At 72.1% G+C, this 17,730-nt stretch carries 16 protein-coding genes and 1 tRNA gene; 7 read left to right on the forward strand and 10 right to left on the reverse strand.

The genetic code is table 11. From position 1 onward, the window contains the following. Positions 1–50 precede the first annotated feature (50 nt). The 4 genes from DFI_RS09375 to DFI_RS09390 all read right to left on the reverse strand — a co-directional run bounded on the left by DFI_RS09375 (position 51) and on the right by DFI_RS09390 (position 3,685). Entirely contained in the window at positions 51–707 is a 657-nt protein-coding gene (locus DFI_RS09375) for an FAD-binding oxidoreductase (protein WP_027462912.1), read from the reverse strand. Beyond that, positions 694–2,166: an FAD-binding oxidoreductase gene (locus DFI_RS09380; RefSeq protein ID WP_043778009.1), complete on the reverse strand. Its 1,473-nt coding sequence runs from the start codon at positions 2,164–2,166 to the stop codon at positions 694–696. The genes DFI_RS09375 and DFI_RS09380 overlap by 14 nt, the downstream gene beginning before the upstream one ends. Then, entirely contained in the window at positions 2,166–3,443 is a 1,278-nt protein-coding gene (glcF, locus tag DFI_RS09385) for a glycolate oxidase subunit GlcF (protein ID WP_027462914.1), read from the reverse strand. Before glcF ends, DFI_RS09380 begins: the two co-directional genes overlap by 1 nt. A gap of 152 nt (positions 3,444–3,595) precedes the next feature. Further along, positions 3,596–3,685, reverse strand: a tRNA-Ser gene (locus DFI_RS09390). A gap of 112 nt (positions 3,686–3,797) precedes the next feature. On the opposite strand from DFI_RS09390, the gene plsY reads away from it, so the two are divergent. From plsY to DFI_RS09415, 5 genes are all read left to right on the forward strand, one after another. After that, positions 3,798–4,415: a glycerol-3-phosphate 1-O-acyltransferase PlsY gene (plsY, locus tag DFI_RS09395; RefSeq protein WP_022801554.1), complete on the forward strand. Its 618-nt coding sequence runs from the start codon at positions 3,798–3,800 to the stop codon at positions 4,413–4,415. A 90-nt stretch (positions 4,416–4,505) separates the two neighbouring features. Continuing rightward, positions 4,506–4,802: a hypothetical protein gene (locus DFI_RS09400; RefSeq protein WP_043778013.1), complete on the forward strand. Its 297-nt coding sequence runs from the start codon at positions 4,506–4,508 to the stop codon at positions 4,800–4,802. A gap of 188 nt (positions 4,803–4,990) precedes the next feature. Then, the gene (locus DFI_RS09405) at positions 4,991–6,010 is read left to right on the forward strand and encodes an aspartate-semialdehyde dehydrogenase (protein ID WP_027462915.1); all 1,020 of its coding nucleotides are present in this window, start codon (positions 4,991–4,993) and stop codon (positions 6,008–6,010) included. A 327-nt stretch (positions 6,011–6,337) separates the two neighbouring features. Next, positions 6,338–8,122, forward strand: coding sequence for a proline--tRNA ligase (locus DFI_RS09410; protein ID WP_027462916.1), 1,785 nt, complete (start codon positions 6,338–6,340; stop codon positions 8,120–8,122). A 23-nt stretch (positions 8,123–8,145) separates the two neighbouring features. After that, positions 8,146–8,742 (forward strand): rhomboid family intramembrane serine protease, encoded by a 597-nt coding sequence (locus DFI_RS09415; RefSeq protein WP_027462917.1) that lies wholly within the window; start codon positions 8,146–8,148, stop codon positions 8,740–8,742. 6 nt (positions 8,743–8,748) lie between these two features. Here DFI_RS09415 and DFI_RS09420 read toward each other — a convergent pair whose 3' ends face one another. The 4 genes from DFI_RS09420 to DFI_RS09435 form a co-directional block, all read right to left on the reverse strand. Continuing rightward, a complete protein-coding gene (locus DFI_RS09420; protein ID WP_051307741.1) occupies positions 8,749–9,864 on the reverse strand; it encodes a GGDEF domain-containing protein in 1,116 nt (371 codons plus the stop codon). 195 nt (positions 9,865–10,059) lie between these two features. Further along, a complete protein-coding gene (locus DFI_RS09425; RefSeq protein WP_027462919.1) occupies positions 10,060–10,683 on the reverse strand; it encodes a VOC family protein in 624 nt (207 codons plus the stop codon). 1 nt (position 10,684) lies between these two features. Continuing rightward, the gene (locus tag DFI_RS09430) at positions 10,685–11,956 is read right to left on the reverse strand and encodes an NAD(P)/FAD-dependent oxidoreductase (protein WP_027462920.1); all 1,272 of its coding nucleotides are present in this window, start codon (positions 11,954–11,956) and stop codon (positions 10,685–10,687) included. Between the two features lie 144 nt (positions 11,957–12,100). Continuing rightward, complete coding sequence (locus DFI_RS09435; protein ID WP_027462921.1) at positions 12,101–14,788, reverse strand: BamA/OMP85 family outer membrane protein; 2,688 nt, start codon at positions 14,786–14,788, stop codon at positions 12,101–12,103. A 305-nt stretch (positions 14,789–15,093) separates the two neighbouring features. On the opposite strand from DFI_RS09435, the gene DFI_RS09440 reads away from it, so the two are divergent. Further along, complete coding sequence (locus DFI_RS09440; protein ID WP_027462922.1) at positions 15,094–15,726, forward strand: YggS family pyridoxal phosphate enzyme; 633 nt, start codon at positions 15,094–15,096, stop codon at positions 15,724–15,726. Then, positions 15,723–16,652, forward strand: coding sequence for a DivIVA domain-containing protein (locus tag DFI_RS09445; RefSeq protein ID WP_051307744.1), 930 nt, complete (start codon positions 15,723–15,725; stop codon positions 16,650–16,652). The genes DFI_RS09440 and DFI_RS09445 overlap by 4 nt, the downstream gene beginning before the upstream one ends. Before the next feature lie 75 nt (positions 16,653–16,727). Here the strand turns inward: DFI_RS09445 and DFI_RS09450 are convergent, their stop codons facing one another. Then, positions 16,728–17,447, reverse strand: coding sequence for a hypothetical protein (locus tag DFI_RS09450; RefSeq protein WP_244940259.1), 720 nt, complete (start codon positions 17,445–17,447; stop codon positions 16,728–16,730). Between the two features lie 58 nt (positions 17,448–17,505). Further along, positions 17,506–17,709: a helix-turn-helix domain-containing protein gene (locus DFI_RS09455; RefSeq protein ID WP_022801542.1), complete on the reverse strand. Its 204-nt coding sequence runs from the start codon at positions 17,707–17,709 to the stop codon at positions 17,506–17,508. Positions 17,710–17,730: the final 21 nt, after the last annotated feature.

The raw sequence follows: 17,730 nt of genomic DNA on the forward strand, positions 1-17,730 counted from the left end.
GGGAAGTGTCTGCGAGGAAAGTCCCGGTTGGGCGGCCGCGTGGGGGGTATTCAGAGGCTGGCGGCCAGTTGCCGGAAGAGGGGGGGCGCGGGAGGTGGGGGGCCACCGTCCGTCCAGGTGAAGCGCCGGTCGGTGACCTGGCCGGGGCCGACGCCCATACCGTGGGGAAAGTGGGGGCGCAGGTCGGTGGGGGTGGTGACGTCGGCCGCGTCGGGGAGGGCGTTCAGGGCGGCGTGCACGTCGGCCGCGTGGCCGAAATGCATCAGGTGCACGCGGTCGCCGGCCTGCCACACGAAGCGGGCGGTGGGCGCGGCGAGGTCCTGGAGGGTGCCGGGCCGCGTGACGTTCCGGGCGTGCACGCCGGGCCGCAGGCGCAGGGTGACGTCCAGCGCCTCGCCGAGCAGGCCGAAGCTGCCGACGAAGGGCCGGGTGAGGTCGTAGCCCTGCACGTTCTTCACGGTGCGTCCGCCGGCGCGGATGACGCGGCCGCTGGGGGCGCGGAAGGTGACGCCCAGCACCTCGGCTGCGAAGAAGAAGTTCTGGCCGAACCCGCCGCGCTGCACGAGGCCGCCCACGCCGCCGGGGAGTTCCACGGGTGGGAAGGGGGGGTACAGGCCGGCGGGGAGGGCGGCGTACACATCGAGGAGGGGGGTGTCTCCGGTCACGGTGAGGGTCTGGTCGCCGGGGGACAGGTCAAGGATGGGCATGGGGCGCCTCGGGCGTCTGGGGGTCGGGGAGGATCTTGCCGGGGTTGAGGGTGCCGGCGGGGTCCAGGGCGCGCTTGACGTCCCGCAGGGCGTCCAGGGTGGCGGGGTCGAGGGCGTCGGTCATGAAGTCGCGTTTCATGGTGCCGATGCCGTGCTCGCCGCTGAGCACCCCGCCGTGCCTCAGGGCAACCAGGGCGATGCGGTGCGCGAGGTCGTGCACGGCCTGCGGGGATTCGGTGCGGGGGTCGAACATGATGTTCGGGTGCAGGTTTCCGTCGCCGATGTGCCCGAACTGCACGAGGTGAAAGCCGCTGGCGTCGCCCAGCGCCCGGATTTCCCGCACGACGTCCGGCAGGGCGCTGCGGGGCACGACGATGTCCTCGTTCATGCGCTGCGGGCGGATGCGGCCGAGGGCCGGGGAGATGCTGCGCCGCGCCTGCCACAGGGCGTCCGCCTCGGCCGGGTCGCGGGCGAGGCGGGTGACGCCGCCCGCAGCGGCGCAGGCCTGCTCCACCAGCGCCAGTTCGCCAGTCACGGTGTCCAGGTCGTTGCCGTCGGTGTCCACCAGAATCACGGCCTCCGCGTCGCGCGGGAGCCCCAGGTGGAGGTAATCCTCGATGGCGTTCGTGCAGGCACGGTCCATGAATTCCAGCTTGGCGGGCACGGCGCCGGCGGCGATGGCGGCGCTCACGGCCTCGGCGGCCTGCCCGACCTCCGCGAAGTGCGCCATGAGGGTGCGCGTGAACTTCGCCGGAGGAATCAGGCGCAGGGTGGCTTCCGTGATGAGGCCCAGCGTGCCTTCCGAGCCGATCAGCAGCCCGGCGAGGTCGTAGGCGTCGCGAGTCACGCGGTGCACGTCGCCGGCGGCGTCCACGAATTCCAGCGCGGTGACGTAATCGCCGGTCACGCCGTACTTCAGGCACATGGGTCCGCCGGCGTTCTCCGCGAGGTTCCCGCCGATGGTGCTGGTGCGGAAACTGGCGGGGTCCGGGGGGTAGATCAGGCCGTGCGGCCGGGCGGCCTCGGTGACCTTCAGGGTGATCACTCCGGGCTGCGCGACCGCCTCGCGCCGCTCCGGGAACACCTGCAGGGCGGTCATGCGGGTGAAGGCGATCACCAGGGCCTCCTGCATGGGGGCGCTGCCACCGCTCAGGCCGCTGCCCGCGCCGCGGCCCACGACGGGCACGCCGGCCGCCCGCGCGGCCTTCACGGCCGCGACCACGTCGGCGGTGCTTTCCGGGAGCACCACGGCCAGCGGCGTCACGCCGAACTGGATGGCGTCGTAGCGGTAGTTCAGGCGCTCGGAGAGCTGGTGCAGCACCTTGCGGGGCCCGAGCTGGCGCGTCAGGTCGGCAGCCAGCGCATTGGTGGGCGAGCCGTCGGAGCGGGGTTTGCGGGCCTCAGACGTGGTGGTCAGCGCTTGCTTTTCCACGGGCCCATCGGTGGGCGGCCTGGGCATCAGAGTTCCCCCCGGTAGGCAAGGTCCAGCACCTCGACCGTGTGCATGACCGGCACCGGGCTCCCCTGCCGGCGCACGTGGCTCTGGATCTGCGTGTGGCAGCCGATGTTTCCGCTGGCGATCAGGTCCGGGGCGGTGCCCAGGATGTTGCGGGCCTTGCGTCCGCCCAGCTGCGCAGCCAGCTCCGGCTGTTCCAGGTTGTAGGTGCCTGCGGACCCGCAGCACAGGTCCCCCTCGGGAATCTCCACGAGGTCCACGCCGGGGATGGCGCGCAGGAGGGCGCGGGGGGCAGCCTTCACGCCCTGCGCGTGCGCGAGGTGGCAGGCGTCGTGGTACGCGACCTTCAGGGGCGTGCGGGCGGGCAGCGTGGGTTCCAGGATGCCGCCTTGCAGCAGGCCGTGCAGGTACTCGCTGATGTCCTGCACCTTCGCCGCGAAGGCGCGGGCCTGGGCCTCGTCCGGCAGGCCGTGCAGGACGACCGGGTACTCCTTGAGGCCCGCGCCGCACCCGGCGGCGTTGCTGAGGATGGCGTCGTAGTCGTCCGGGTTGAAGGCCCGCAGGTTCGTCCGGACCAGCCGCAGGGCCTCGTCCCGCGCGCCGGTGTGCAGCGCCGCGGCGCCGCAGCAGCCCTGGCCGTCCGGGATGACCACCTCGATACCGTTGCGGGCCAGCACGCGCAGGGTCGCGGCGTTGAAGTTCGGCGCAAGGGCCTGCTGCGCGCACCCGGCGAGCAGCGCCACCCGGCCCCGCCGCTGGCCCCGCGCGGCCGTGACGGCCGGGCTGGGCTGCATGGCGGGCACGCGCTCGGGCAGCAGGTCCAGCGGGCCGCGCAGGGCGGCCGGCAGCACCGGGGCCAGCGGTTTGGCGTGCTGCCCGAGGCGCGCGGCCACGCTGAACAGCTTCGGGGCGGGCAGGGCCTTGAGGATCGCCCAGCGTTTCGCGCGGTCCAGCGGTGACCGGGCGCGCTGCGGCTCGCTCCACCCGCGGAACGCCGTGATCAGTTCGCCGTACGGCACGCCGCTGGGGCAGGCGGTCACGCAGCCCTGGCAGCCCAGGCAGCGGTCCAGGTGGGGGGCGGCGTCCGGCAGGGCCAGGTGGCCCTCCAGCACCTCCTTCATCAGCACGATCCTGCCGCGGGGGCTGTCCATCTCGTCGCCCAGCAGGGCGTAGGTGGGGCAGGCCGGCAGGCAGAACCCGCAGTGCACGCAGGCGTCCACGGCGTGCGCCATCACCTCGCCCTGCGCGCCCAGGGTCAGGACGGGAATGTCGTGGTTCACGCGCGGCGCCTCAAGTCACTCGCCTCATGCCCCGAGCATAGGCCACGACCGGCCCACGGCGCAGGGCCGCGGTGCAGACGGGCACCGCCCGGATGGACGGGCATGGGGGCACAGCAGAAGGGCGCTCCGCGGGGGAGCGCCTTCATGCAAGCTGGCGGAACGGGAGAGATTCGAACTCTCGGTACGGTTGCCCGTACACACGCTTTCCAGGCGTGCCCCTTCAACCACTCGGGCACCGTTCCAGCGGCAGACAATCTAGCGGCTGCGGCGGCAGATTGCAAACCTGGGCGGGGCGTCACCCACCCTGGACGGGTGGACTGCCGGGGTGAGGCGCGCGGCCCGTACAATCCGGGGGTGACCGTGACCGCTGTGCTCGCCGTGCTCGCCTCTTACCTGCTGGGGTCCGTCCCGGCGGCCACGTGGGTGACCCGGGCGCGGGGCGTGGACATCCGCCGGGTCGGCAGCGGGAACAGCGGCGCCACGAACGTGCTGCGGTCCCTGGGGAAGGGCCCGGCGCTGGCGGTCGCGGCCTTCGACATCGCCAAGGGCGCGGTGGCGGTGCTGCTGGCCCGGGCGCTGGGCCTGGAGGAACCGTGGGCGGCGGCGTGCGGGGTGGCGGCCGTGGTGGGGCACAACTTCAGTCCGTTCCTGGGCTTCCGGGGGGGAAAGGGCGTGGCGACGAGTTTCGGCACGATCGCGGCGCTGGACCCGCTGGTGGGCGCCTCGGCCTTCGTGCTGGCGATCTTCACCATGTGGCTCACGCGGTTCGTGAGTGCGGGGAGCGTGCTGGGCGCGGCGGCGGCGATCGTGCTGGTGGCCGTGCTGGGGCGCGCGCCGTGGCAGGTGGCGGTGATCTCGGGGCTGGCGCTGATGCTGATCTTCCTGCACAGGGAGAACATCGCCCGGCTGCACGCCGGCAGCGAGCGGCGCCTGGGCGAGAAGGCCGAACCGGTCAGGCCCCCACTGAACTGACGCGGGGCGTGCCCCTGAAACAGGGCGGGCGTCCCAGACAATCGGGCCGGGTTGCGGGTATCCTCTGGGCGTTTGAACAGAGGAGGGCAGGTGCCGGTCAGGATTCAGGTGTACGGCGTGATGGCGGAATTCCGCGCGGGCGTGTGGTCCTGCGAGGACGACTCGCTGCGCGCCATGCTGGAGGCCCTCGTGGACCCGAGGGCCTGCACGCCCGACGAGGAACGCGCGCACGCGCTGTACGCCGCGGGCCGGCTGGGGGGAATGATCGCCGGGCCGCTGGGCTGGGAGCTCGCGCCGCACCCGGAGGCGGAGATCCGCATGGAGGACCTGCAGCCGGCTCCGCGCCGCGGGCCGGGCCTGCGGGGCCTGTTCGGACGGAAGTCCTGAACGGGCGCGGGCGTGTCCGTGAACGGCAGGTGCAGACGGGCGGCTTGACCCCCCCGCCGGCAGCCCGTAGTGTGGGCCGCATGACCGGCCGCGCGATGACTATTCCCCGCTAGGGCGGCGTCTCGTGACGGCAGCCGCCCCGCAATAGTTGCGCGGGCGGTTTCTTCTTGAAGAGTCTGGAGGAACGTATGCGTGTAGCGATTGTCGGAGCGACCGGAGCGGTGGGTCACGAACTGATGCAGGTGCTGGAACGCTCCAGCCTGAAACTGGATGAACTGCTGCTGTACGCCTCGCCGCGCAGCGCCGGGAAGACCCTGCCGTTCCGCGGACAGGACCTGACCGTGCAGGTCACGCCCGAAGGCACCATCGACGCGGACGTGATCCTGGCGTCGGCGGGCGGCAGCGTCAGCAAGGCCCTGGCGCATAGGTGGGCGCAGGGCGGCGGCGTGGTGATCGACAACAGCAGCGCCTTCCGATACGACGAGGGCGTGCCGCTGGTCGTGCCGGAGGTGAACGGCCCGGAGGCGCTGAAGCACCAGGGCATCATCGCCAACCCGAACTGCACGACCGCCATCGCGGTGGTGGCGGTGGCGCCCATTCACCGGAAGTACGGCGTGAAACGCATGATCGTGAGCACCTATCAGGCCACCAGCGGCGCCGGCCAGAAGGGCATGGACGAACTGCTAGAGCAGACCCGCGTGCAACTGGACGGTGGGCAGCCCACGAACGCCGAGTTCGTGCATCCCATCCCGTTCAACGTGATTCCGCACATCGACGTCTTCCAGGACAACGGGTACACCAAGGAGGAGATGAAGGTGGCGTGGGAGACGCACAAGATCATCGGTGACGACCGCATCCGCGTGAGCTGCACCGCCGTGCGCATCCCCACCCTCCGCACGCACAGCGAGGCGATCACGCTGGAGTTGGAGCGGCCCGCCACGCCCGACGAGATCCGCGAGCTGCTGAGCGCCGCGCCCGGCGTGGAGGTGCGCGACAACCCCGGTGAGAAGCTGTACCCCATGCCGCTCACCGCCAGCGGGAAGTACGACGTGGAGGTCGGGCGCATCCGTCAGAGCCTGGTGTTCGACGGCGGCATCGACCTGTTCGTCGCGGGGGACCAGCTGCTCAAGGGCGCGGCCCTGAACGCCGTGCAGATCGCCGAGTACCTGCAGGAGCAGGGCGCCCTGAAGCGCCGCCAGACGGCGTAAGCGCACCGGAGCGGGCGGGTGGGCAGGGGACATCCCCCGCCCACCCGCTTTTGCTTTAGAGTCACGCCGCCTCGTCATGGCGACCTGCCGCTCCCCTTCCCCTCTGCCCTGGCTAGGTTCCCCGGGTTGCGCGCCGCCCTTGCTCTCCCCTACTCTGGCGCGCATGAGCGAGCAGATGACCCCCAGACCGCTGTTGCGGGTTGGCGCGGGCCTGCCCGTGCTCCCGCCACCCTTCGGGGTGTGAACACGTCATGACGGGTGGTCAGGGCGGGCGCAGGCCGCGCCGCTGACCTGTTCCAGGCGACATTCACAACGGGGGGAATACAGATGCGGTTATCGAGGGCGCTGTTCACGACGTGGCGGGAGGCTCCGGCGGACGCGGAGACGCCGGGCATTCAGATGCTGGTGCGGGCGGGGTACGTGCGCAAGGTCGGGAGTGGCCTGTACGCTCACCTGCCGCTGATGCACCGGGTGGTGCAGAAGCTGGAGGCGCTGATCCGGGAGGAACTGGACGGTCTGGCGCAGGAGGTGAGTTTCCCGGTGCTGCAGCCGGAGGGGCTGTGGCAGGAGTCGGGCCGCTGGGCGGCGTACACGCAGGCGGAGGGGATCATGTTCACCGTGCAGGACCGCGCGGGGCGCCGGCACGCGCTGGGGCCGACGCACGAGGAAGTGGCGGTGGACGTGATGCGCGGCCTGGTCCGCAGTTACCGGGACCTGCCGGTGAGCGTGTACCAGTTCGGGCGGAAGTTCCGGGACGAGCTGCGGCCGCGCTTCGGGCTGCTGCGCACGCGGGAGTTCGTGATGAAGGATGCGTACTCCTTCCACGCGGACGCGGAGAGTCTCGCGGAGCAGTACGAGGCGATGGGCGCGGCGTACGCGCGGGTGCTGTCGCGGCTGGGGGTGGCGTGGCGATCGGTGGAGGCCGACAGCGGCAGCATCGGCGGGAGTGCCTCGCGGGAGTTCATGGTGCTGGCGGACGTGGGCGAGGACGAGGTGCTGTTCACGGAGGACGGCCGGTACGCGGCGAACGCCGAGCGGGCCGTGTCGCGGGCGGCCGCGGCGCCGCCGAGTCCGTTCCGCGCCTTCGTGCGGCATCACACGCCGGGCACGCCGACCGTGGCGGCCGCGTGTGCAGTGCTGGGCTGCGAGGCGGCGCATATGGTGAAGAACGTCCTGTACAACGCGGTCACGGCGGACGGCCGGCTCACGCCGGTGCTGGTGAGCGTGCGCGGGGACCATCAGGTGAACGGCGTGAAGCTGTGGAACGCCGTGCAGGCGTGCGTGCCGGGCACGCTGGTGCGGCTGGACGTGGCCGACACGGCGGCCTGGGCGGCGGGCGCCCTGCCGCTGGGGTACGTGGCGCCGGACCTGCCGGACGGAGTGATTGCCGCGCGGGACGGCGTGCACGGGGCGTTCCTGCGCCTGTGTGACGAGGCCGCCGCCGAGTGCCGGGACTTCACGACCGGGGCCAACGAGTCCGACTGGCACGTGACCGGCGCGAACTGGGGCGACACCTTCCCGCGCACGGAGGTGGTGGACGTCCGGCAGGCGCAGGCGGGCGAGGCGAGCCGGCACGACCCGGCGCAGCGGCTGCACTCCGCGCGGGGCATCGAGATGGGCCACATCTTCCAGCTCGGTACCCGGTACGCGCAGGCGATGGGGGCCACCTTCGCGGCGGCGGACGGGGCCGAACGGCCGTTCCAGATGGGCTGTTACGGCATCGGGGTGACGCGGCTGGCGCAGGCGGTGGCCGAGCAGTGCGCGGACGGGCGGGGGCTGGTGTGGCCGGCCGTGATCGCCCCGCACGACGTGCTGCTGACCGTGGTGGACGTGGAGAACGAGGCGCAGCTGCAGGCCGCCGAGGCGCTGTACGCGCAGCTGCGCGCCCTCGGCGTGGACGCGCTGCTGGATGACCGGCCGGGCCGCGCCGGGGCGAAGTTCGCGGACGCGGACCTGACCGGCATTCCGCTGCGGGTCACGCTGGGCCGCGGCGTGGAGCGCGGCGAGGCGGAGCTGAAGGTCCGGGCGACCGGAGAGGCGACCCTGCTGAACCTGGAGGAGGCCGCCCGGGAGGTCCACGCGCGGGTTGAGGCGGCCCTCACGCGCGCCTGAGCGTGGCTGGGGCAGACTGGGGCATGCGCCGCGCCCCGGACGTCCCAGTCAGCCAGACCCGCCGCAACGTGACGGGCGCGGCCGTGACCACCCTGGGCCTGATCGCGGGTTTGTGGGCGCAGGAACTGGTGGACCTGTTCGCGTTCGGCGGGCGGCTGGACTCGCTGGGCATCCGCCCGCGGGACGCGGACACCTTCTGGCACGTGTTCACCGCTCCGTTCCTGCACGGCGGGCTGGGGCACCTCGTGGCGAACACGGTGCCGCTGGCGGTGCTGGCGTTCCTGAGTGCCGTGCGGAACCTGTGGCGCTTCCTGGGCGCCACGCTGCTGATCGTGGTGCTGGGGGGCGGGCTGGTGTGGCTTTTCGCGCGGGGCGGCAGCCTGCACCTGGGCGCCAGCCTGCTGGTGTTCGGCTACCTGGGGTACCTGCTGGGCGTGGGGTGGTGGGAACGCACCCCGGCGGCCATCGGGGTCGCCGTGCTGACCTTCCTGTTGTACGGCGGGCTGCTGTGGGGCGTGCTGCCGGGCAGCCCCTGGGTGTCGTGGGAGGCGCACCTGTTCGGGTTCCTGGCCGGCCTGGTAGCGGCAGCGCTGCTGCACGGCCGTCCCGCCAAGAGATGAGGAGCCTCAGCGCACGGGCAGGTCGGTCAGGGTGGGATTGCGGGACCGGGTCCGGGCCCCGCGGTGCCCGGCGAAGCGCAGGTCGTCGCGGCCGCCGTTCTTCGCGAGGTACATGGCGGCGTCCGCGCGGGCGAGCACGCTTTCGGGCGTCTCGTCCGGGCCGCCGTGCGCCACGCCGAAGCAGGCGGTCACGCCCAGCAGCGGGCCCACGTGCAGCGTCTGGTACTGCTCGCGCAGCGTGCCGATGAAGTGGCGCAGGTCCTCCTCGCTGCGCTGCGGCAGCAGGATCAGGAATTCCTCCCCGCCCCAGCGGGCCACCATGCCGCCCTCCGGCAGGACGTTGCGGGTCAGGCGGGTGACGCCCACCAGCACCCCGTCGCCCACGGCGTGTCCGTGCTGGTCGTTCACGCTCTTGAAGTGGTCGAGGTCCATCAGGATCAGGCTGTAGGGGGTGTGGCTGGCCTGCAGGGACGCGAGGTGTTCCTCGGCGTAGCGGCGGTTGTACGCGCCGGTCAGGGCGTCGCGGTAGGCGGCGGTCTGCATGGCGCTCAGGCGGTCGCGCATGGCGCCGAAGCGGATCAGCATGACCTGCAGCACCATGCTGACCAGCAGGAACTGCGTGACGCTGCCGATCAGGTCGCGGTGGTTCAGCAGGGTAGGGTTGCGGCCCAGTTGCACGGCGGTGATCAGCACGGTCAGGGCCAGCAGCGTCTGCGTGAGGTAGCGGGCCAGGGCATGCGGGAAGATCAGGAACGCCCCCACGTACAGGGCCGGGAACCAGTAGGTGTTCTGGCTGAGCAGCCCGTACAGCGGGGCGAACACCTCGTACTGATGCGCGTACGCGGAGAGCAGGTACAGGGCGTCCACGGCGTAACTGGCGAGGAAGGCGGGCCGGGGGTCCAGGCGGCCCATCAGCACGGCCGGAATCAGCAGCAGGTTCACGGCGGCCACGGCCGGCAGGGCCCGCAGGTCCAGCGGGTCGTAGTTGGGCGCCTGCACCCACAGGGCAGCGGCCGACCCGATGAACATGATCGCGGCCGTGATCACGAACATGCGGTGCAGCAGCCGCGCTTCTTCCTCCGGGGTGTCCTGCTGGAGGTACTGGCGGAAGGCCCCGCCCACGCGCTGCGTGAAACGTGGCCGGCGGAACGTCCGTGTCCGAGCGGTGCGCGTGTCCAGAACCCTGTGCCCTCCGTCAGTGCCCGCGCGGTCGGCGCGGATGGGACTCTCCTGAGACTCCGGTGAGTTCAGACCCTCACTGTACCAGAGTGGTATGGTCCACCGGCACCCCCACCCACCCGCCGCACGGGCCCGCTGTCACAGGTCCACCGGGCCGTGCGGCGTGAGCAGCCGGGCGCGCAGTTCCGTCTGGGGCGCCTCCCGCACCTCCACCTCGCCCTCGAAATGCAGGGCGTCCAGCTGCCGGCGCAGGGCGTCCGGCCGGGGGGTCAGCAGGTGCAAGTGGTCCAGTCGCACACCCCGGTCCGGCAGGCGCCGGGGGGGCGGGTCGGTGGTCCAGTGGATGAGAGAGGGCGCCACGCCGTCCATGGGCAGGTGGCCGTCCGCGGGCACGGTCAGCGTCCAGCGGGCCTCTCCGCGCGAGAGGGCCAGGGCGTCCGGGGAGGCGGGCGGGGCGGGCAGCGCCGCCACCCAGTGAATCAGCGCCGGGCCGTCAGCCAGACGCACCTGCATCCCGGGCGTGTCCAGCGTGAACCAGCGGGGCCGGGCGGGCCGGGGCGCGGCGGGGTTCACGGCGATCACCTCCAGGTACGCGGTGCCCAGCGACAGCAGCAGGTTGTGCGTGCCGAAGGTCACGTGCTCCCCGCCGGGGTCCAGGGGCACGTTCAGGCGCCCCTCCAGCCACGCGCGGCCCTCGTCCAGCGTGCGGGCCGCCACGACCAGATGATCCAGTCGCGCGCCCACCTCCGCCTTGCCCGGCACGTCAGGCCCCCCGGGGACGACTCATGGTCCGCAGGTCGTTCAGGAGGATCGCCGCGGCCCTCTCCCCGCTTTCCAGCGCGCCCTGAATGCCGCTCATGGACGTCACCTCGGAGGCGAGCAGCACGCCCGGCAGGGCCGTGGCGTGCCCAGGCAGCCGGGCGGCGTACCCGGGCGGCTGCCGGAACTGCGCATACGGAATGCGCTCCACGCCCAGGGTGCGCAGGCTGCCCACCACGGGCTCCGGGTCCCAGGCGCGCAGTTCGGCGCGGACCGCGGCGTCCAGGGCCCCGTCCGTAAGATCGGGAACGCCCAGCACGGTCACGGTCAGCAGGTGTTGCCCGGCCGGCGCGCGGCCCGGCACGGCCTGACTCAGCCACTGCGCGTTGTGGATCAGCCCGGTTCCGGCGCTCAGGATCAGGCGCCGCTCCGGCTCGAACCCTGGGCGGGCGTCCAGGCCGTAGTACAGGTACGTGCTGCCCAGCGCGCCGCGCGTCACGTCGTCGCCGGTCAGGGCGCGGGCCGTATGAGGGTCGGTCGCCACGATCACGTTCCGGGCCTCCAGATCGCCGGCGTCACAGCTGACCACCACCCGCCCGCCGCGGGGCGTGAGGCGGTGCGCCCGCACGTTCAGGGTGACGTCCAGCTCCTGCGCGAGTTGCCGGGGCAGGCTGCCCATGCCCGCGCGGGGCAGCGCGGCGCCGCCCTCCATCAGCATGCGGAAGTAGTACCGGAACAGCCGCGCGGAGGTCTCCAGCTCGCGGTTCAGGAAGATCCCGCCGAAGAACGGCGCGAAGAAGTTCTGCACGGCCCCGTCGCTGAAGCCCTGGCGGGTCAGGTACGCGCGGGTGGACTCGTCCGGCCCCTGCAACAGCACCTCCGGGGCCGGGCCTTTGAGGTGCAGGGCGAGTTTCGCCACGCGCAGCTTGTCACCCAGGGTCAGCGCGCCGGCCGTGAGGGTGGGCCACAACCCGGCCGGGTCGCGGATGGGGTCCCCCAGCACGTCCACCTGCGCGCCGCGGCGCACCACTGCCGCCGAGGACACCGGCACGAGGTCCAGGGCGTCCAGGTTCAGCTGCCGCCGCACGGCGGGGTAGGCGGGGAACAGCACCTGATACCCGGCGTCCAGCGTGAAGCCCTGCACCTGCCGGCTGTGCACCCGGCCGCCCACCTGCGGGGCCGCTTCCAGCACCTGCACGCGCTGACCGGCGCGGTGAAGGGTCCGGGCGGCGGTGAGGCCGGCCAGACCGGCTCCGATAACCACGACATCCTGCATGCCCCCAGGCTAGCGGGCCCGGCGCCGCGTGGGCTTGCGAGACCCTTCGCGTTCCGGCCGGCCCGGCAGCAAAGGGAAAGGGGCCTGCCCGCGGTGCAGCGAGCGACACGCGGGCAGGCCGTCAGGGCATGTGAATGGCCGGGATTACCAGAAGTTGCCGAGGCGGAAGTAGAACTTGCCGCTGCCGTTCTGGGGGCTGTAGCCGTAGTCGAAGCGCAGGCTGGGCAGGCGGGCGCCGCCGAAGCCCAGGTCGAGTTGCAGGCCCGCGCCGAAGCCGTAGTTCAGGTTGAAGTTGGGGCTGGTGGCGTTGCCCCAGGCGGAGCCGGCGTCGGCGAACACCACGCCGTACAGGCCCTGGGCGACGCTGTAGTTCAGGCCGAAGTCGTAGCGGTACTCGGCGCTGGTGGTGAAGTAGTTCGTGCCGGTCAGGGAGCCGTCGGCGATGCCGCGGATCTGGCGGGCGGCGACGGGCGAGCTGCCGCCCCCGACCGCGAAGCCGGTGCCTTCGGGGTACGTGCCGAACAGGGTGCCGGCGTTCGCGCGGACCGCGAAGACCTGCTGCTTGCGGGTCACGCCGCCTTCCTTGACCAGGGTGTTGCCGAAGCCGAAGTACGTGCTGGCGCCGCCCTGCAGTTCGGTCCAGGATACGGGCTGCTCGCCGCTGCGGCCGAAGGAGTACACCACGCCGGTGTTCGCGCGCCAGCCCTGGGTGGGGAATTCGGGGCTGTTGGTGCTGTCGTAGTCCAGGCTGGCGGTCAGGTTGGTGGTGAGGGACTCGGGGGGCAGCAGGCCCTGCGCCTCGGCCTCGCTGGTCGTGACCGGCACCTTCGTCTCGGTGCCCTGGGCGTTGGGCACGTCGCTGTCCCGGAAGGGTTCCAGGTAGTAGGTGCGATACGACACGCCGATGCCGACGCTGCCGCGCAGGTTGGGGCGCAGGACACGTCCGGCGGAGACGCTGAAGTACGTGTTGCGCTGGGTGTAGTCCCAGTAGGTGTCCACGTTGTCGCCGGTCTTGATGTCACGGCCGGTGGCGGGGTCCACGCCGTCCTCGGTGGCCTTCTTGGTCAGGGTGTTGTTGCCGGTCACGGTGGTGCCGGCGGCCACGCTGAGGCTGGTGGGCACGGTGCGGAAGTCCAGGAAGTCGAAGTCCAGCCAGGGAATGCTGTACGAGACGTTCCCGGCGAAGTTCTGCCCGGCCTCGTTCTGCTGGATGATCAGGTTGGCGCCGAACTTGTGGGCCAGCCCGAACACGTTCTCGTTGCTGTAGCCGGCCTCGCCGCTCCAGCCGCCGGACAGGCTGTCGTAACCCACCGCGAGGTTCACGGGGATGCCGCTGTCGGATTCGGCAAGGACGATCACGGCCGTGATGTTCTCCGGGTTCTGGGGGTCGTCGCTGCGGGTGGTCAGGTCCACCGGGCGCACGAAGCCCAGGCGGCTGACGCGGCCGAGCGCCTCGCGCAGGGTGGTGGAGTTGAACGCCTGGCCCACGGGCGGCAGTTCACGGGTGATGACCCGGTCCTTGGTGTTGTGCTTGCCCTGCCACTGGATCTCGTACTTCGCGACGCGCACCTCGCGGATGTTGAAGGTGAGCTGGCCTTCCTGGAAGGTGATGGCGTCGCGGGTGCTGACCTCGTACCCGGCCTTGCGGTACACGTCGCGGATGGCGATGAAGTCCTGCTGCGCGAGCTGCGGGCTGTACGTGTCGCCGATCTTGGTGTTCACGGCGGCGAGCAGCTGCGCGGTGGGGATCAGGGTGTTGCCCTGCACGGCGATGCTCTTGATGGGGCCGGTGGCGATGTCGGCCGCGCCGAACAGCACGGTGACCTGCCCGGGGTTGGCCGGGTCGGGCTGCATGGCGAAGCCCACGGCCTTGCCGGTCTGGTTGGACAGGGTGCGCACGTCCGCCTGGATGGCGCTGAGGGTGACGGGCCGGCCCACGCGGGTCTGGAGGCTGGCGGCCAGGGCGTCGGCGTTGGTGACGTTCAGGTTGCTGAGGTCCACGCCGGTGACCTTGCCCTCGACGACCTCGACCTTCAGCACGCCGTTTTCCAGGGTGGTGGTGGTGGGGTTCACGCCGGCCTGGAGGATGCCGGCGTCGCTGTACGCCTGGGACACGGCCTGCACAGCCTGGAAGTACGCCTGCGGGGTGAACTTCTTGGCGTCGTAGAGGGGTTTGAAGATGTCCACAACGGTGCTGCGGGGCAGCAGCGTGGCGCCGCTGACCTCGACGCGGCTCAGGGGCGCGGACTCGTCCACGACGAAGTTCACGGTCACGGACCCGTCGGTGTTGGCGGTGGTGGTGCTGCTGATGCTCGGCTGGAAGGGGTACCCCTCGGAGCGGAAGTTGCTGGCCAGGGCGTCCTTGGCCTGCTCCAGCCGTTCGGTGTTCAGGGTGGCGCCGGGGGCGATGTTCAGCAGGTCGGCGATGGACGCCTTGAAGGCGTCGGCGGGCAGGAAGCTCAGGCCCGTGACCTCCACCTTGCTGATGGTGGGGTTGGGCGTGACGGTCACGTACAGGACGTCCCGGCCGGACACGGTGCGCAGTTCGGCCACGGCGGTCTTGAAGTACCCGCTGGCGAGCACCTCCTGTTCCACGGTGCGGGGGTTCACGGCGCTCAGGGGCGTGCCGGGCTGCACGGACAGCGTGGCGCGCAGGAATTCCACGAGCAGTTCGCTGGTCCCGACGATCACGATGTCCTGCACGGTGCCAGCCGGCTGGGCCGGGGCGGCCTGGGCCGGGGCGGTGGCCGGCGCGGTCGGGGGGGTGGCCGTCTGCGCGGCGACGGGGGCGGCCAGCAGCAGTGTCAGGGCAAGGGTCATGGGGTGTCGCATTCTTCTCCTAGTGTGGCATCCCGGGGGCCGGGCGGCCCTGCTCGGTGCGCGCGGCGGCCGCGGCTGCCGCGGTCTTGAACTCTGGTGGGCTGGACTGGCCCCAGCAGGCTTGACTGTGCCCACACTTCCCGCTTGCTGTCTGAGAAGGGTGAAGTGACCTGAAGAACGTCTGAATGGCCCCGCTGGGGGGGGCGTGCGGCCGCCCCCGCTTGAGCGGCTCACGAAGGTGCGTGAGAATGCAGTGTGCCTGCCTTACTGCTGCGTTTTTCCCCTCTGGCCCGCGTGAACCCGAGCGGGGTGCGGGCATGAGCGTGCCGGCGGTCCTGGAGGACCTGCGGGCGCAGGAGCGCGCAGCGGGCCGCGCGCCCGGCAGCGTGCAGCTGGTCGCCGTGACCAAGGGCCACGACCTCGCGGAGATCGAGGCGAAGGTGCTGCCGTACGGTCCGCTGCCGCTGGCGGAGAACCGCGGGCAGGAACTGCGGGACAAGGCCGCGGCGCGCCCGGACCTGGAGTGGCATTTCATCGGGCCGCTGCAGCGCAACAAGATCAAGTACCTGAAACCGGTGCGGCTCGTGCACGCCATCGAGGAGGTCTGGCAGGCCGAGGCGATCGCGCAGGCCGCGCACGGCTGGGGGCAGGCGCCGGACCTGCTGCTTCAGGTGCACAACGGCGAGGTGCAGAAGCACGGCATCGCGGGCGCCGACCTGCCCCGCGTGCTCGCCGCGGTGCGCGCCACGGGCCTCACCGTGCGCGGCCTGATGGTCATGGCGCCGCAGGACGCCCCGGACGCGCAGGTGCTGCAGGTGTTCACCGACACCGCCCGGCGCGCCCACGACCTGGGTCTGAGCGAACTGAGCATGGGCATGAGCGGCGACTACCCCCTGGCGGTGCAGGCAGGCGCTACCCTGGTCCGCGTGGGAAGGAGCCTGTTCCAATGAACTACACACCGCTGGATATCCGCCATCAGGAATTCCCGAAACGCATGAACGGCTACGACCCGGCCGCCGTGCGCAGCTTCCTGGCGTCCGTGGCCGAGCAGTTCGAACAGCTTCTGATGCAGCAGCAGGCGCAGGGCGAATTCCTCACCGACCTGGAACGGCAGCTGGAAGAAAAACGCGCGAACGAGGACGAGATCCGCCGCGCCATCATCGCCGCCGAACGCATCAGCCACGAACTGCGCGAGAATGCCGTGCGGGAAAGCGAACAGATGATCGCCCAGGCCACCCGCGAACGCGAGGCGCTGCTCTCGGACCTGGAAGGCCGCACCCGCGAGGCCGACGCCCAGCACGAGGCCCGCATGGCCACGCTGGAATCCGCCTTCCGCACGCGCGGCGCGGAACTGGAACGGCAGTTCCATCAGGTGCTGCTGGAACGTGAGCGCGCTCAGGCCGAACGCCTGGCCGCGCTGGACCAGACGTACCTGGAGCGCCACAGCGAGTTCACCGCGCGCCTGAGCGCCGCCCGGCAGGAGTACGCGCAGTTCGTGAGCGGCTACCGCGCGCTGGCGAGCAGCTTCGCCGACATGGCCTCCCGGCACCTGCTGCCCGACGCGCTGCTGGGCACCCAGGCCCTGCCGGACGCGCCCACGCTGCCCAGCCTGCCCCGCACCGTCACCATGAAGGCGGTGGAGGCGGCCGCCAGCAGGCCTCCCGTCTCCCCCTCCCCGAACCTGATTCCGCCCGGGCACACCCCACCCCCCGCGCCGGACGTTGACGGCCCGGTGCTGGGGGGTGTCGCCCCGACGACCACCGAGGGCGGGCCACCCACCATCGAGGGGCTGAACTGGCTGGACGGCATTGACCTGCCGGCAATCAACCCGGCCGGGACGCCGGAACCTGCCCCGCGTCAGGACGAGCGCGACTAGCGGGCTTTCAGACAGGGATTCATGCGCGGAAGCGCGGCCGGGTCGTCTGCTGACCCAGCCGCGCTTCCGTTCGGGTCACCTGCCCGAACTCGGTCGGGTGGGCAGGCAGGCCCACCAGCTGGGGTGCAGCTCGCCGGCCTGCGCCTCGCGGTGGGCCTCGTCAGGGCGGTTCAGGGCGTGCAGGGCCAGCACCCGCGCGGGGCTGCGGGGCGCACTGAGGTCCAGGGCCTTCTGCGCGGTGGCCGCTGCCTTTCCCGGCCCGAGCGGGTGCTGGGCCAGAGCCAGGACCGCCAGCACGTGCGCGTCCGGGGACGTGCCGCCCAGCTCCGCGACCTTCAGGCCCTCGGCCAGGGCGCGCAGGGCGGCGCGCGGGTCGCTCAGGCGGGCCTCGCCGCGCAGGACGGCGCAGGCGGCCAGGGCGGGGCTGTCTCCCTCGTGAATTGCCTGCCGCCGCGCCTCCTCGGTCCGGCTGGCGGCGCAGTCCTGCGCGCCCTGCTGCGTGAGGGCCCGGGCCTGCAGGACGCTGCGCCGCGCGCTGTCCGGCTGGTCCTCCAGGGCCTGAAGCGCTTCCTCGGGCTCGCCCAGGCGCAGCAGCGCGGCCGCCCGCAGGAGGGGATCGGTGGTCCAGCGCGCCGCGAGGCGCGGGCGGCCCAGGTGCAGGGCGATCGCGGCCGCCCCGGCCCGCTCCGCGGCGGTCCAGGGGGCGGTCAGGGTTTCGGCGGCCTGCACGGACGCGTTCAGGGCGTCGTGCAGGCCGCCGGCGGGCGGGGGATCAGACGGGGCGGGGGCAGGCATGCAGTGGGAGCAGCATACCGGCCCGGCCCCGCCTGGAGGCCAGGGCGAAAACGCGGGTTCAGGCGCTGAGGGCCAGGTCCAGTCCGAGGAAGCGCCACAGGGCGCGGCGGGGCACGCGCAGGCCGTTGGGGTGCTCCACGGCGCCCAGGCGGCCGTCGCGGATCCAGCGGCGCACGGTGCGTTCGTGCGTGCCGGTGAAGTCGGCGACCTCGCTGACTTTCATGAGTTTGGGCATGTTCTGGAACTGGTCGGCTAGGGTCATTCAGGCCTCCAAAAAGCGGGC

Source organism: Deinococcus ficus, from assembly GCF_003444775.1.
Taxonomy (GTDB): domain Bacteria; phylum Deinococcota; class Deinococci; order Deinococcales; family Deinococcaceae; genus Deinococcus; species Deinococcus ficus.